The organism is Neisseria sp. N95_16 (assembly GCF_002551535.2).
In the GTDB taxonomy this organism is placed as follows: Bacteria; Pseudomonadota; Gammaproteobacteria; order Burkholderiales; family Neisseriaceae; genus Neisseria; species Neisseria brasiliensis.
In genome coordinates this window covers 1-15,099 of record NZ_PDBT02000062.1, presented here as the reverse complement: position 1 = coordinate 15,099, position 15,099 = coordinate 1, and the positions used below count along the sequence as shown (strand labels likewise).

Below are 15,099 nucleotides of genomic sequence, written 5' to 3'. Positions count from 1 at the left end.
AAACTTTTGCTCTGAAATTTTGCTGAACTTTTGATACTTATTTTTTAGTTTCATATTAGGAGCTTATCAGGTTTTTTGATGATTTTGCTTCCTAAGCCCCTTTTATATTATATAAATTAGGGGCAGTCTCATTTAAATTATCATTTTTTACAAGTACATATTCCCCAAGTTTTTTTCGTTTATCGAACAAAGCATACACTTGGACATTATGCCCAGGTCTCATTGAGACTCCCCAGTTATTCATCCTAAAGCAACTCTCATTACCTTCATCATCAAGTAGAAAAAACTCCGATGTTTCGTGCGTTGTGCTTTTTATGGATACATAATCAAAACCACCACCTGAAACATGGGTACTAATTTTAGTATTTGCATCAGCAACAATACCTGAATAGCATGCAAGTTGAAAAAATCTATCTTCAAAGACAACTTCTGATTTCATAATTTTCTCTATTTTATGGCTTTTAAAATCTTTGAAATATCTGTGACTGGCCAAGAAGAACCTTTCCAACAACGACCATAGTAGATTTATCTTTAGGAGAAATTTCCCAGCTTTTATATTGCCGATTATCAGAAATAACTAACAGATTACTTCCAGCCATTTGTAATCTTTTTAGATGTAAGTGATTACCTACTATAAATAAGTAAATCCCATCTCCATCATATCGATTGGTAGAAATATCTACAAATACCAAATCACCAGGTTCCAATGTACCCGACATATTGTCTACTTTGATATTAGTTAACCTGATGCTGCTAGGATTTTTTGCTGTAAAAATTCTTCTATACTGGTCTTCAGTATATTCAATATAAGATATATTGGCCGCAATATCAGACGTATTAATCAGATATTGCGCAAGAATATCTTCTCCAAGCATTTTGACTGTATAGGGGGACGTAGCAGCTTCATGAGGTTTTATATTTCCATTTTTAGTATCAGCCCAAAATCCTTTGCCACTAGCCAACCAATCTGGATCGCATTCCAAGAATTCAGAAGCGCGAAGCAGATTCTGTCCTTGTAGCGTTTTAGTGCCACCACTCAACCATTTAGAGACAGAAGGCGGTTTAACTTTGCAATATTTGGCTAAATCAGCTTGTGTTTTATCCAAGTCTGACAAACGTTGTTTGATTCTATCAGCAAGTGTATTCATTTTTTAATTATCGCTGCCAATTATTTTCCTTTGGGAAACTGCAATCATTCAGTTGTTGATTTATTTATTAGCCATAGGTAACATATAAACTCAAATTTTTCGATAGTAGGCAAACACCGATGAGCGAACGCACATTACAAGAATGGTTGAAACAGCGCCGTGGTCGGGTAACAACAATGGCTAAGGATTTAGACATTAACTACACATGGATTTCCCAAATTGCGAGTGGCAGGAAAAAAGCTCCACTTGAAACGGCAATTAAAATCTCGGAATACACCAATAATGAAGTGACGGTGGAGGCAATTGCTAAAGCCTATAAGCCAAAAAATAGGGCTATCTGCAATGTTCATCGCCGACCTGCGCCTCTACCTTGAAGACAAATTCATCCAAGTTTTTGATGAATTTATGCCCCTGTGCGCGCACGATTTTCAGACGGCCTCATTCCTGTCCAACCTGTTTTGGTGGAGCGACGTGGCCGATAAAGAGCCAAAAAAACAGGGCTGGGTTTATAAGACTGCCGACCACCTGAAAAAAGAGTTGGGGCTGACCCGTCGCGGCTATGAGAAGGTGCGCCGTATTCTGTTGGAACAGGGATTGGTTCAATACCGGCGCGGCGGTATCCACGGCAAAATGCACTGGTACATCAACCGCGATGTGCTGCTGGCCAAAATCTGCGAATTACGCGGCGTTGCCGTACCTAAAACCGACAGCAAACATCACTACGACCGCGACAATTTCCGTATTCCCAAATTTATCCCGCTCAAACTTTGGCACGACTGGCTGGATATGGTGGTCGAAAAAGGCAAAACGACCGGCCATTCCATGAAAAAGACCGCCGTCAAACAATTGGCGGAACTGCACAATAAAAAGCTCGACCTGAAGCCGATTATGGAGAAATCCGTACTCAAAGGCTGGATAGGCTTTTTTGCTGACGACAGAAGCCAGCCGTACAAGCCGTCTGAAAAAACAGCGCAAGAGCAGCGTAACCAAGTTGAACGTGAACTGGCCGAACAGTTGGCTGAACGTGAAAGAAAAACCGAGCCACCGCCCGATAAGCCTGATATAGAACAAAACAAGGGCTATCAAGGGATACAGCAATTTCTGAAGAAAAAACGCCGCAAATAAGCGCAATAAGGATTGAAGCCTTGTTGCGCTTTCGTGCCGTCCAAACCTGCCTAAAATCCGTCTTCACCCTGCTTTTGAGCCTGGCTCGGGCAGTTTTTTACGGCTGATACCCTGTATCGGCCGTTTTTTTATGCCGTTTTGATGATTTTAAGGTTTCAGGCCGTCTGAAAAGCCGTTTCGGCTTCCCAGAAACTTCGTTTTAAAAACCTTTATAAATCATGTCTTTGTACAATTAGTGCAAAGTACAATGTACAGTTAAGACAATGCTCTTCGTACAGATGGGGCATTTACTATACAGAGAACACATTCAGAGACCACTTACATAAAATATAAGGTGCTTGTTTTTTGTGCATTTAATTGAAAGCCTTGCTGATACAGGCGTTTAGTGGATATATGATTATTTTTTGAGATGGATATATACAGCTTTTGTGGATAAATAGCTGTAATTGGACATGGTGGATTAAGCTTTGATGGTACTTTGAAGAATTGCGAATCGTACAGAATATATGTACAATAAAAATATAAATGATCATTGAGGAGTTCGTTATGAACCATGTTATCAGCTACACTTCTGCTCGAGAAGACTTAGCAAATATCATGACTAGAGTGTGTGAAGACCAAGTCGTAACTCATATTACCCGTAGAAATGGTGGTAACTGTGTTTTAATGTCTGAAGAGGAATACAGTTCAATTATGGAAACACTTTATCTTTTCGGGAATCCGGCCAATGCCTCACGTTTGGAGCAATCCATTGCTGAAGCCGAACAAGGCAAATTTGTAGAGGTTGAGCTGTGAGGGTACACCGTTTCACGGAAAGCGCGGCCGAAGACTTGGCGTATTGGAAAAAGCACGATTTAAAGAAGGTTGAACGCATAAAAGCCCTGTTGGACGACATTAAAGCCAACCACCCAAGAGGAATAGGCAAACCGGAACAACTTCGTCATCAAAAATCAGGTTTATGGTCACGCCGGATAGATCGTGAACACCGGCTGGTTTACTCGGTTGAAGAAAACACAGTTACCGTTTATGCCTGTCGATACCATTATGGCCGCTGAATGGCTAAAAAGCCGTCTGAATAATTTCAGACGGCTTTTTCACTTATATTTTTCCGTATCAATTTTTTCCTGCCAGTTAAATTTTCCCGTGTGATTTTCCTGAGCTTGCGCCGAATCTGCCACCTGAATTTCAGGCTTAGAAACTAGGATACTGTGATTTGTTAATTGATTAACGTTATCAGATTTTTTAATCGGTTTTTCTGTCGCAGAATCTACATTTTGCAATCGGGAACGGATAAACCAGTTTATCGTAGTAAGTCCGGCCTGAATACCGTTTTGCGCCAAAAACTGCTGAATCTGTTTTTGGGAAAAACCATTCTTTTTGAGCAGCAAAATATCATCTTTGAACGGTTCGAGTTTCGATTGACGACCTGATTCAACTTGGCCGGCCATGAAATTTTCAACAGAAATACCCATATCTAAATCCAATCTAGTTTAATCTAGTATATGTCTATTTTACATCTATAAAAATCTAATTTCAATCTAATTTAACTAATTAAAAACCATTTTTTAATCTAATTAAATCTAAATATTTATCTATACTAGATTTATAGATGACTTAATAAAAAACTATTGTTTATCTAGTTTAATCAAATATCAATCTAATATATATCTAACAAAATCTATCTATATCTAATTAGAAAAAACTTCTATATCCCCTCCGCGCGTACCTCCTCCTTCAAAAACGGATATTTCGTAAGAAAGAAGCGAATTTCTGCTAGAACGCAGGATAGGCAACGAGTGCCAAAAACAGGGTGGTTTTACCACCCTGATTCCGCCTAAGAGGCGGAAACGCCGCAGAGCGGCTGGAGGTTTCAAAACAACCATCGGGGGCAGCGGCCGCCGTGTTGTTGGTTGATGTCTAAATTTCAAAGCGCAAAAAGTCCAGACCAAGACGAGTGTCTTTGCACGTCTTCCACCTTTTCCACCACGCCACTAAGGGCGCACCGGACAAAGATGAAAGCCGCACAAAGCCAGTCTGGACTTTTTGCGCTTTGAAATTTTTAACGACATCACAACACGGCGGCCGCTGCCCCCGATGGTTGTTTACTTATGAATGAATGTTTATGAAAGGATGATTTCATGGGACTGGATATGTACGGCTATACCATGCGTGCCGAGTTTGTCGGCGACCGTCAAACTGATGTGAATGTGCGTGATGAAGAACGCGAACAGGCGCAATTAACCGATATTGCCTACTGGCGCAAGTTCAACCATTTGCACGGCTGGATGGAAAAAAAACTGTATCGGGAAAAATTCGGCCGCCAAGACACTTTCAACTGCTGCAATGTGCGATTGGAGCTTGAAGACTTGGCGCGTTTGGAGGCCGATTTAGACGGCGAAAAACTGGAACACACGCCGGGCTTTTTCTTCGGCGATGATGAAATCTACCCTGAAGACATCATCGAAACCAAAGCCTTTATCGAAAAAGCGCGTGCCGCTATTGCCGCAGGGCTGGCCGTGTTCTATGACAGTTGGTGGTAAATCATTATTTCAGACGGCCTTCAGGCCGTCTGCACAAACGGAGAATAAAAAATGAATCCTCAATTTATGCCAAGAGTGCGCTGTTACCGATTCAGCGATACCGCCAGCGAGCAGCCGCCTGAAAATTGCCAAGCGGCGCAACTGATGGAAAAAATCAACGGCGGCGGCCGTCTGAACCGCGAAGAAAAAAACTATCTGACCCGAGCCGTTAAAAACAACGGCTTTTCACGGCGCGGGATTCCCGTGATGGGCTGGATGTTTGATTTTTCGCCTGTGCTGAAACGCTATCTGCTGAACCAATACGGCCAATGGTACGAACTGTGCGCCGCAGATAAAACCGCCTTACGCCATGCGGTTTACGGCCGCATTCATGAAATCGTGGAAATCGGGAGGGCTTGAGATGGGAACGCGTTGCTATATCGGCCGTTTGAAAGCAGACGGCAGCGTGGAGGCTTTTTATGTGCAACTGAACGGTATGCCGTCTGAAACAGGTAAAACCTTGAAGCGCAGTTATCGAACCGCCGCACAGATTGATGCACTGTTTCGGCGCGGCAATATCGACTGGCTGGCGGATACGCCCGAAGAAAGCCCGTTAAACCGCTGGACACCGGGTGAGGTAGAAGGTTTTACCGACCCGAAACACTACCTTGATTCTATGGGCGTGATGATTGCTTTCGTTTATCTGCACGACGGCCATAAATGGCAGGTGTCGAATAATCCGCACGGTAAAAACGCCTCATTCAAAGATTTGCGTTAAGCCTTTCAGACGCCCTTCAGGCCGTCTGCAACCGAAGCAAGGAAACCGAAATGAAATACCGATTTGAATATGATAAAGACGGCTGCCGCCTAATGGTGGCGGAGTTGGATGATGAGCTTGACTGTATCGACTGCACCGATGAAGACCTTGACTGTTTGGGCAAGTATTACCGCGATATGACCGTGATTTTCGACATCGACCTTTACTGCCGCCTGCATCAAATGCTGATGGTAGTAGGGGAAGACCGCAAACAAGTCAAAGTCTGCATGGGCGCAACGATACGGAGTGTCAGCGGCTCGTTTGAATATGCGCTGATGGGGTGCTGTCTGGAAATCTGTTTTTACGGCAACTTTGATGTGGTGGCTCATTGGTTTTGGCAGAACACGAACATTGATTTTCATGTGGCATTGGTATTTCCGCCGAAGTTTTACGCCAACCCTGCAGCGTGGTTTGAACAGGAAATCGAAGAGAAAGGCATCCGCCATGAAAGCTGAAACCGACCGTCTGTTGTCTGAAATTTTAACGCTGCACCCAAAAGAGCAAAGGCATATTTTCATGAGCCTATGGCGACATTCAGACGGCCTGAACGGGAAAATTCCAGATGGGACGGAACTAGAGACAACGGCAATGGCCAACCTTTTACGCTTGAAAAATGTGGCGAGTTTAGACGTGATTTTGCTGGATGTTGCAGAAGAGAAACAATTTTCACCGTGTTTTGATGGTAAATATATTTATGAAATGGATAAATACGGTAAAGAAATTCAGCGTTTAGAGGATGATTTTGAGAAAAAATATATCGGCAGACGCTGGAGAATAGCCGCAGTCTTTGCCTGTTGAGCATACTCATGCCGTCTGAAACGGTTTCAGACGGCATGAATTGGATATTCTGAAGACATAAAATCCGCCCGCCGCAGCCCCGTTACCGCCTCTCAAGGTTCGGCAGAAACGTCCCCACGCCCCCAAGAAAAAAACAGACTTAGGCGACCTCTGCGGCACCTTCGGCAGCCTGCGAAACCGCCACGCCTGTTTTTTTCTTGCCCCCTACGGCGGGCAATGATTCATTTTAATGGATATTTATATTGTTGAAATAAAAATCATTTTATATATATAAATATTTTTAAATTTATGACAAAATAAGTTAAATTACCAAAATAATATTAACGCTATGAGATTTATTCCTATTCCATGCCTGTTTGCAGTGCTGGCTGCCATGTCCCTTAAAGCCTTAGCTGCCGATGAAAACGATGCAGAACTTATCCGCTCCATGCAGCGTCAGCAGCACATAGATGCCGGGCTTGTATCTGATACAGATGTGCGCCTTGAGCAAGAATCGGAAAAGATTGCTTATATCCTGAGCAAAGAGGAAACACCGTGCATTCGGGTTAATCACTTCCGTTTAGATGATGAGACGGAACGCACATTTTCTTTTCTTCCTTCTGCGTTAAGGAAAGAAACGGCTTTTGAGAACGGGATGTGTCTAGGTTCCAATAATTTGAATAAGCTGCAAAAAGCCGCGCAACAAATTTTAATCTCACGCGGCTACCTCACTTCGCAAGCCCTTATCCGGCCGCAAGATATGGCTGGGGGAATTTTGGAATTGCATGTATCGGCTGGTAAAACTGGCAGCATCCGTTATGAAGAAAAACGGGGTAAAGAGCCTGCGCAAGGCAGCATCAGCGCATTCAATAATAAATTTCCTTTATACAAGAACCAGATTCTCAACCTGCGCGATGTAGAGCAGGGTTTGGAAAACCTGCGCCGTTTGCCGAGCGTTGAGGCCGATATTCAGATTATGCCGTCTGAAGAAGAAGAAAAAAGCGATTTGCTGGTCAAATGGACGCAGGATAAACCAGTACGGTTCAGCATCGGTATAGACGATGCTGGTGGCAAGACGACCGGCAAATATCAAGGCAATGCCGCTTTATCTTTTGACAATCCTTTAGGGTTGAGCGACTTGTTTTATGTTTCTTACGGGCGCGGTTTGGCACATAAAACGGACTTGACTGACTCTTCCGGTGCGGAAGCCGAAAGCGGCTCCAGAAGCTATAGCGTGCATTATTCCCTACCCGTAAAAAAATGGCTGTTTTCCTTTAACCACAACGGCCACCGCTATCACGAAGCGACTGAAGGCTATAGCGTCAATCACGATTACAACGGTAAACAATACCAAAGTAGCCTTGCCGCCGAGCGTATGCTTTGGCGCAACGGCCGCCACAAAACCTCAGCCGGAGTGAAAGTATGGACGCGCCAAACCTATAAATACATTGACGACATCGAAATCGAAGTGCAACGCCGCCGTACTGCAGGTTGGGAAGCAGAGCTGCGCCATAAAGCGTTTTTAGGCCGCTGGCAACTGGACGGCAAGTTATCTTACAAACGGGGTACCGGTATGCGCCAAAGTATGCCCGCAACTGAAGAAAACGGCGGCGGTACTATTCCAGGCACATCCCGTATGAAAATCATAACCGCCGGATTGGATGCAGCGGCCCCGTTTATGTTGGGCAAACAGCAGTTTTCCTACGAAACCGCTATCCATGCACAATGGAACAAAACGCCTTTGGTTGCCCAAGACAAGTTGTCTATCGGCAGCCGCTACACCGTTCGAGGATTTGACGGTGAACAGAGCCTTTCCGGAGAGCGTGGTTTCTACTGGCAGAACACTTTGGGCTGGCATTTCCATCCGCGCCATCAATTCTATCTCGGCGCGGACTATGGTCGGGTATCGGGCGAAAGTGCCCAATATGCCTCGGGCAAGCGGCTGGCGGGTGCAGTGGCCGGCTTCAGAGGCAGCCATAAAGTAGGCGGTATATTTGCTTATGACTTATTTGCCGGCAAGCCGCTGCACAAGCCCGAAGGTTTTCAGACGGCCAACACCGTTTACGGCTTCAATTTGAATTACAGTTTCTAACCCTCTCCTGCATTTTTTACCGACATTCAGACAGTCTTTCATCATTTACAGGCCGTCTGAAGCGATTACAAACATCATTTAAAGGGATAAATATGAACAAAGGTCTGCATCGTACCGTTTTCAGCAAAAAGCACAACACTATGGTTGCAGTTGCCGAAACCGCCAACAGTCAGGGTAAAGGCAAACAGGCAGGAACTTCCGCTCCGGCTTCGCCACAAATTTCAGACGGCCTTTACAGTAAACTCAAAACCACGCTTAAAACCTTGGTCTGCTCTTTGGTTTCTCTGAGCATGGTATTGCCTGCCCACGCCCAAATCACCGCCGACAAATCCGCCCCTAAAAACCAGCAGGCCGTTATTCTTAAAACCAATACCGGTGCGCCGCTGGTCAACATCCAAACTCCTAATGCCCGTGGATTGAGCCACAACCGCTATACCCAGTTCGATGTCGATGCTAAAGGTGCTGTACTGAACAACGATCGCAACAACAACCCGTTTCTGGCCAAAGGCAGTGCGCAGTTGATTTTGAACGAGGTACGCGGTGCGGCCAGCTCGCTCAAGGGTATTGTTACCGTCGGTGGCCAAAAAGCAGATGTGATTATCGCCAACCCAAACGGCATTACCGTGAACGGCGGCGGCTTTAAAAACGTCGGCCGCGGTATCTTAACCACCGGTACGCCTCAAATCGGCAAAGACGGTGCATTAACCGGCTTTGACATCCGCCAAGGCGTAGTAACGGTCGGTCAGGCAGGCTGGAACGATAAAGGCGGAGCTGACTACACCGAAGTGCTCGCCCGTGCGGTCGCCTTACAAGGCAAATTACAGGGTAAAAACCTGGCGGTTTCCACCGGTGCGCAGAAAGTGGATTATGCCAGCGGCGAAATCAGTGCAGGTACGGCAGCGGGTACGAAACCTGCCGTCGCCCTCGATACCGCCGCGCTGGGCGGTATGTACGCCGACAGCATTACCCTGATTGCCAATGAAAAAGGCGTGGGCGTCAAAAATGCGGGCACACTCGAAGCGGCCAAGCAATTGATTGTTACTTCCTCCGGCCGTATTGAAAACAGTGGCCGCATCGCCACCACTGCCGACAGCACTGAAGCATCACCGACTTATCTCTCCATCGAAACCACCGAAACAGGCGCAGCAGGCGCATTTATCTCCAATGGCGGCCGGATAGAGAGCAAAGGCTTATTGGTTATTGATACCGGGGAGGACATCGGTTTGCGTAACGGAGCGGTCGTTCAAAACAACGGCAACCGCCCTGCTGCTACGGTATTAAATGCCGGCCGTAATTTGGTTATCGAAAGCAAAGCAAATGTGAACAATGCTAAAGGTTCGACCAATCTGTCGACCGGCGGCCGTACCGTCATCAAGGAGGCCAGTATTCAGACTGGCACTACCGTATACAGTTCCAGCAAAGGCAACGCCGAATTAGGCAATAACACACGCATTACCGGGGCAGATGTTACCGTATTATCCAACGGCACCATCAGCAGTTCCGCCGTAATAGATGCCAAAGACACCGCACACATCGAAGCAGGCAAACCGCTTTCTTTGGAAGCTTCAACAGTTACCTCCGATATCCGCTTAAACGGAGGCAGTATCAAGGGCGGCAAGCAGCTTGCTTTACTGGCAGACGATAACATTACTGCCAACACTACCAATCTGAATACTCCCGGCAATCTGTATGTTCATACAGGTAAAGATCTGAATTTGAATGTTGATAAAGATTTGTCTGCCGCCAGCATCCATTTGAAATCGGATAACGCTGCCCATATTACCGGCACCAGTAAAACCCTCACTGCCTCAAAAGACATGGGTGTGGAGGCAGGCTCGCTGAATGTTACCAATACCAATCTGCGTACCAACTCGGGTAATCTGCACATTCAGGCAGCCAAAGGCAATATTCAGCTTCGCAATACCAAGCTGAACGCAGCCAAGGCTCTCGAAACCACCGCATTGCAGGGCAATATCGTTTCAGACGGCCTTCATGCTGTTTCTGCAGACGGTCATGTATCCTTATTGGCCAACGGTAATGCCGACTTTACCGGTCACAATACCCTGACAGCCAAGGCCGATGTCAATGCAGGATCGGTTGGTAAAGGCCGTCTGAAAGCAGACAATACCAATATCACTTCATCTTCAGGAGATATTACGTTGGTTGCCGGCAACGGTATTCAGCTTGGTGACGGAAAACAACGCAATTCAATCAACGGAAAACACATCAGCATCAAAAACAACGGTGGTAATGCCGACTTAAAAAACCTTAACGTCCATGCCAAAAGCGGGGCATTGAACATTCATTCCGACCGGGCATTGAGCATAGAAAATACCAAGCTGGAGTCTACCCATAATACGCATCTTAATGCACAACACGAGCGGGTAACGCTCAACCAAGTAGATGCCTACGCACACCGTCATCTAAGCATTACCGGCAGCCAGATTTGGCAAAACGACAAACTGCCTTCTGCCAACAAGCTGGTGGCTAACGGTGTATTGGCACTCAATGCGCGCTATTCCCAAATTGCCGACAACACCACGCTGAGAGCGGGTGCAATCAACCTTACTGCCGGTACCGCCCTAGTCAAGCGCGGCAACATCAATTGGAGTACCGTTTCGACCAAAACTTTGGAAGATAATGCCGAATTAAAACCATTGGCCGGACGGCTGAATATTGAAGCAGGTAGCGGCACATTAACCATCGAACCTGCCAACCGCATCAGTGCGCATACCGACCTGAGCATCAAAACAGGCGGAAAATTGCTGTTGTCTGCAAAAGGAGGAAATGCAGGTGCGCCTAGTGCTCAAGTTTCCTCATTGGAAGCAAAAGGCAATATCCGTCTGGTTACAGGAGAAACAGATTTAAGAGGTTCTAAAATTACAGCCGGTAAAAACTTGGTTGTCGCCACCACCAAAGGCAAGTTGAATATCGAAGCCGTAAACAACTCATTCAGCAATTATTTTCCTACACAAAAAGCGGCTGAACTCAACCAAAATCCAAAGAATTGGAACAGCAGATTGCGCAGTTGAAAAAAAGCTCGCCTAAAAGCAAGCTGATTCCAACCCTGCAAGAAGAACGCGACCGTCTCGCTTTCTATATTCAAGCCATCAACAAGGAAGTTAAAGGTAAAAAACCCAAAGGCAAAGAATACCTGCAAGCCAAGCTTTCTGCACAAAATATTGACTTGATTTCCGCACAAGGCATCGAAATCAGCGGTTCCGATATTACCGCTTCCAAAAAACTGAACCTTCACGCCGCAGGCGTATTGCCAAAGGCAGCAGATTCAGAGGCGGCTGCTATTCTGATTGACGGCATAACCGACCAATATGAAATTGGCAAGCCCACCTACAAGAGTCACTACGACAAAGCTGCTCTGAACAAGCCTTCACGTTTGACCGGACGTACGGGGGTAAGTATTCATGCAGCTGCGGCACTCGATGATGCACGTATTATTATCGGTGCATCCGAAATCAAAGCTCCCTCAGGCAGCATAGACATCAAAGCCCATAGTGATATTGTACTGGAGGCTGGACAAAACGATGCCTATACCTTCTTAAAAACCAAAGGTAAAAGCGGCAAAATCATCAGAAAAACCAAGTTTACCAGCACCCGCGACCACCTGATTATGCCTGCCCCCGTCGAACTGACCGCCAACGGCATCACGCTTCAGGCAGGCGGCAGCATCGAAGCCAACACCACACGCTTCAATGCCCCTGCAGGTAAAGTTACCCTGGTTGCGGGTGAAGAGCTGCAACTGCTGGCAGAAGAAGGCATCCACAAGCACGAGTTGGATGTCCAAAAAAGCCGCCGCTTTATCGGCATCAAGGTAGGCAAGAGCAATTACAGCAAAAACGAACTGAGCGAAACCAAACTGCCCGTACGCGTCATTGCCCAAACCGCGGCCACCCGTTCAGGCTGGGATACCGTACTCGAAGGCACAGAATTCAAAACCACGCTGGCCGGTGCAGACATTCAGGCAGGCGTAGGCGAAAAAGCCCGCGCCGATGCCAAAATCATTCTTAAAGGCATTGTGAACCGTATCCAGTCGGAAGAAAAATTAGAAACCAACTCAACCGTATGGCAGAAACAGGCCGGACGCGGCAGCACTATCGAAACGCTAAAACTGCCCAGCTTCGAAAGCCCTACTCCGCCCAAACTGACCGCTCCCGGCGGCTATATCGTCGACATTCCGAAAGGCAATCTGAAAACCGAAATCGAAAAGCTGGCCAAACAGCCCGAATACGCCTACCTGAAACAGCTTCAGACGGCTAAGAACGTTGATTGGAAGCAAATCAATCTTGCCTACGATAAGTGGGACTATAAAGCCGAAGGTATGACCCCTGCCGCAGCAGCGGTAGTGGTTATCGTTGTTACCGTACTGACTTACGGAGCCATGTCGGGAGCGGCGGCGGCCGGAACGGCAGGAGCCACCGGAGTAGGTGCAGGTGCAGGCGGTGCGGCAGCAGGCACGGCAGCCGGAACCGGGGCTGCAGCAGGCAGTGCGGCGGCGGGTAGTGCGGCGGCAGGCTCTTCGGCAGCAGCCGTCGGCGCGGCCGCAGGCAAAGCTGCATTGGCCAGCCTCGCCAGTCAGGCTGCTGTTGCTTTGATAAACAATAAAGGTAATCTGGAAAACACCCTGAAAGAATTGGGCAAAAGCAGCACGGTCAAACAGATTGCCACCGCAGCCGTTACTGCGGGGGTTCTGCAAGGCATAGGCGGTTTCAATACCGAAGTTGCCAAAGCTGTTTCCGAACAATTCGGCAATCCCGTAGCAGGTAAACTGACCGCCAATCTGATTAATACAACAGCCGCCGCGAGTGTCGGTACTGCTGTCAACGGCGGCAGTTTGAAGGACAATCTCGGTAATGCGGCTTTAGGCGCATTGGTAACAACCGCGCACGGAGAAATCGCCAGCAAAATCAAAGTTAATCTCAGTGAAGACTATGTTGCCCACAAAATCGCCCATGCCGTAGCGGGTTGTGCAGCCGCAGCTGCCGCGAATCAGGGAAAATGCCGTGACGGGGCAATAGGAGCGGCAGTCGGCGAGATGGTTGGCGAAGCGATGTTGGGCGAACGTGATGTGAATACGCTTTCGGCCAACGAGCGGCAGAAAATCATCGGCTACTCGCAAATAATAGCGGGCAGTACTGTGGCATTGGTTAAAGGGGATGTGAATACGGCTGCCAATGCGGCTGCTGTGGCGGTGGAGAACAACTCAACAGCCGCACGCAGGGCAGCTGCCCGCTGGACGGCAAGACAACAGGCAGAGCATGAATATGCTATGCTTCAAATACAGTCGTTGACAAACCAAATCAGAAGGATTGACCCGCAATTTAATGGAATCGCCATGGCAAGAAACCCAGGCTCGCCATGGTCTAATACTGAGGTACAGATTTACCAGCGGTATTATGATAATTTGAGGGCTGCAAGAGGGTTAACGGCTCAGCCAATATACCGAGCAAGGATAGAGAATGGTAATGAGTTTAACCGTATTATGTCTTCCAAATACCCGTATAATGAGCTTTATGTGGTGAACAGAAATTCCCCGTTCGGATATGCCAGAGTGGATTCTTATAATCCAACTACTCGGGAAATTGTATCAAGGAAGTTTACCCAGCTTTCACAAGTTCAGGAAAGTACAGCGATAAGCTATATCCGTGAAGCGGCTAGTAAATATAAGGTTGGTACGCCAATAGCAAATGTTCCAAGTACAAATTCTCTACTGAGAAATCAGACGTTACAAGGAAAGATAATATTGGAAGTTCCTGTGCAAGTAAGGCCAATTCCAACGAGAGTATTGCAAGAAGCGGCAACCCGTAACGTTTTAATACGTGATAATCAAGGAAAGGTATACAATGGAAAATAAAATTTTTTACTGTGAAGAATGGCATTGGGGGTTTTATAGAGGTGCTAAAAATTTACTTACAGAAAAAAATGCGAAAAAAAAGCATGATACCGGTAATTTATATACCGCATTAATAGGTTCTGTAGAAAATCCTGTTTATGTCGTAACTTTGCGTCAAGAAACAAATTTTTTTGCTGTGGATTTTGTAGATAAATATGGAAGGGATTATTTAACTCACCATTTTAAAAAACGTCCCAATTCGGAGAGATATTACCTTTCTATGGCGGTTTGGCGAGAATATATGAGTCTGGATTCTCATGAAATAGCCGAAGGCACGACTTACTTTTTTAATGCCGAAAATGACGAATGCTACGTTTTAAAAGAGGATTTTACGACTAATCAGAGGTATGAAAAAACGGAACATTATTCACAAAAAGATAAAATCATTCTGTTCCCGGAATTTGGGAAATATGATGATATTTTAAACCCAAATATCATTTAAAGCAGAAATAGGCCGTCTGAATATCTATTTTTCAGACGGCCTCAATGCAACTGCCGGCAGCGCCGCGCTGATTAACACCGCCGTTAACGGCGGCAGTCTGAAAGACAATCTGGAAGCGAATATCCTTGCCGCTTTGGTCAATACCGCGCATGGGGAGGCGGCGAGTAAGATTAAAGGACTGGATCAGCACTATGTCGCCCACAAAATCGCTCATGCCGTAGCGGGCTGTGCGGCAGCGGCGGCGAATAAGGGTAAATGTCAGGACGGTGCC

Annotated in this window: 14 protein-coding genes and 2 pseudogenes; 13 read left to right on the top strand and 3 right to left on the bottom strand. The window is 46.4% G+C overall.

Going from position 1 to position 15,099, the window contains the following annotated elements:
• Positions 1-91: 91 nt before the first annotated feature.
• Both CRG49_RS09830 and CRG49_RS09825 read right to left on the bottom strand, forming a co-directional pair.
• Positions 92-439, bottom strand: coding sequence for a hypothetical protein (locus tag CRG49_RS09830; RefSeq protein WP_095503321.1), 348 nt, complete (start codon positions 437-439; stop codon positions 92-94).
• A gap of 22 nt (positions 440-461) precedes the next feature.
• The gene (locus CRG49_RS09825; RefSeq protein WP_095503320.1) at positions 462-1,148 is read right to left on the bottom strand and encodes a S24 family peptidase; all 687 of its coding nucleotides are present in this window, start codon (positions 1,146-1,148) and stop codon (positions 462-464) included.
• A gap of 119 nt (positions 1,149-1,267) precedes the next feature.
• On the opposite strand from CRG49_RS09825, the gene CRG49_RS13195 reads away from it, so the two are divergent.
• From CRG49_RS13195 to CRG49_RS09810, 4 genes are all read left to right on the top strand, one after another.
• On the top strand, positions 1,268-1,522 hold the full coding sequence (locus CRG49_RS13195; RefSeq protein WP_154143202.1) for a helix-turn-helix transcriptional regulator: 255 nt from the start codon (positions 1,268-1,270) through the stop codon (positions 1,520-1,522).
• Positions 1,491-2,273, top strand: a complete 783-nt coding sequence (locus tag CRG49_RS09820) for a hypothetical protein (RefSeq protein WP_095503319.1) — start codon at positions 1,491-1,493, stop codon at positions 2,271-2,273. Before CRG49_RS13195 ends, CRG49_RS09820 begins: the two co-directional genes overlap by 32 nt.
• Positions 2,274-2,819: 546 nt before the next feature.
• Positions 2,820-3,068 carry a type II toxin-antitoxin system Phd/YefM family antitoxin gene (locus CRG49_RS09815; protein WP_195690059.1) on the top strand — a complete coding sequence of 83 codons (249 nt, stop codon included), beginning with the start codon at positions 2,820-2,822 and terminating at the stop codon, positions 3,066-3,068.
• Complete coding sequence (locus tag CRG49_RS09810) at positions 3,065-3,328, top strand: Txe/YoeB family addiction module toxin (RefSeq protein ID WP_095503318.1); 264 nt, start codon at positions 3,065-3,067, stop codon at positions 3,326-3,328. The genes CRG49_RS09815 and CRG49_RS09810 overlap by 4 nt, the downstream gene beginning before the upstream one ends.
• A gap of 39 nt (positions 3,329-3,367) precedes the next feature.
• Here CRG49_RS09810 and CRG49_RS09805 read toward each other — a convergent pair whose 3' ends face one another.
• The gene (locus CRG49_RS09805; RefSeq protein WP_095503317.1) at positions 3,368-3,745 is read right to left on the bottom strand and encodes a hypothetical protein; all 378 of its coding nucleotides are present in this window, start codon (positions 3,743-3,745) and stop codon (positions 3,368-3,370) included.
• Positions 3,746-4,411: 666 nt separating this feature from the next.
• Between CRG49_RS09805 and CRG49_RS09800 the strand changes: the two genes are divergently transcribed.
• From CRG49_RS09800 to CRG49_RS09750, 9 genes and pseudogenes are all read left to right on the top strand, one after another.
• Positions 4,412-4,813, top strand: a complete 402-nt coding sequence (locus CRG49_RS09800) for a phosphoglycerate kinase (RefSeq protein ID WP_095503316.1) — start codon at positions 4,412-4,414, stop codon at positions 4,811-4,813.
• Positions 4,814-4,864: 51 nt separating this feature from the next.
• Entirely contained in the window at positions 4,865-5,212 is a 348-nt protein-coding gene (locus CRG49_RS09795; RefSeq protein ID WP_198511426.1) for a molybdenum ABC transporter ATP-binding protein, read from the top strand.
• Position 5,213: 1 nt separating this feature from the next.
• Positions 5,214-5,570 (top strand): hypothetical protein, encoded by a 357-nt coding sequence (locus CRG49_RS09790; protein ID WP_095503315.1) that lies wholly within the window; start codon positions 5,214-5,216, stop codon positions 5,568-5,570.
• Between the two features lie 50 nt (positions 5,571-5,620).
• Entirely contained in the window at positions 5,621-6,064 is a 444-nt protein-coding gene (locus CRG49_RS09785) for a hypothetical protein (protein WP_095503314.1), read from the top strand.
• The gene (locus CRG49_RS09780; protein ID WP_095503313.1) at positions 6,054-6,407 is read left to right on the top strand and encodes a hypothetical protein; all 354 of its coding nucleotides are present in this window, start codon (positions 6,054-6,056) and stop codon (positions 6,405-6,407) included. The genes CRG49_RS09785 and CRG49_RS09780 overlap by 11 nt, the downstream gene beginning before the upstream one ends.
• A gap of 328 nt (positions 6,408-6,735) precedes the next feature.
• Entirely contained in the window at positions 6,736-8,478 is a 1,743-nt protein-coding gene (locus tag CRG49_RS09775; protein ID WP_095503312.1) for a ShlB/FhaC/HecB family hemolysin secretion/activation protein, read from the top strand.
• A 92-nt stretch (positions 8,479-8,570) separates the two neighbouring features.
• A pseudogene (locus CRG49_RS13580) lies at positions 8,571-14,347 on the top strand (DUF637 domain-containing protein).
• Positions 14,337-14,828, top strand: coding sequence for a hypothetical protein (locus CRG49_RS13345; protein WP_195690060.1), 492 nt, complete (start codon positions 14,337-14,339; stop codon positions 14,826-14,828). The pseudogene CRG49_RS13580 and the gene CRG49_RS13345 overlap by 11 nt, the downstream one beginning before the upstream one ends.
• Before the next feature lie 46 nt (positions 14,829-14,874).
• Positions 14,875-15,099, top strand: a pseudogene (locus CRG49_RS09750) (DUF637 domain-containing protein); the annotation flags it as partial.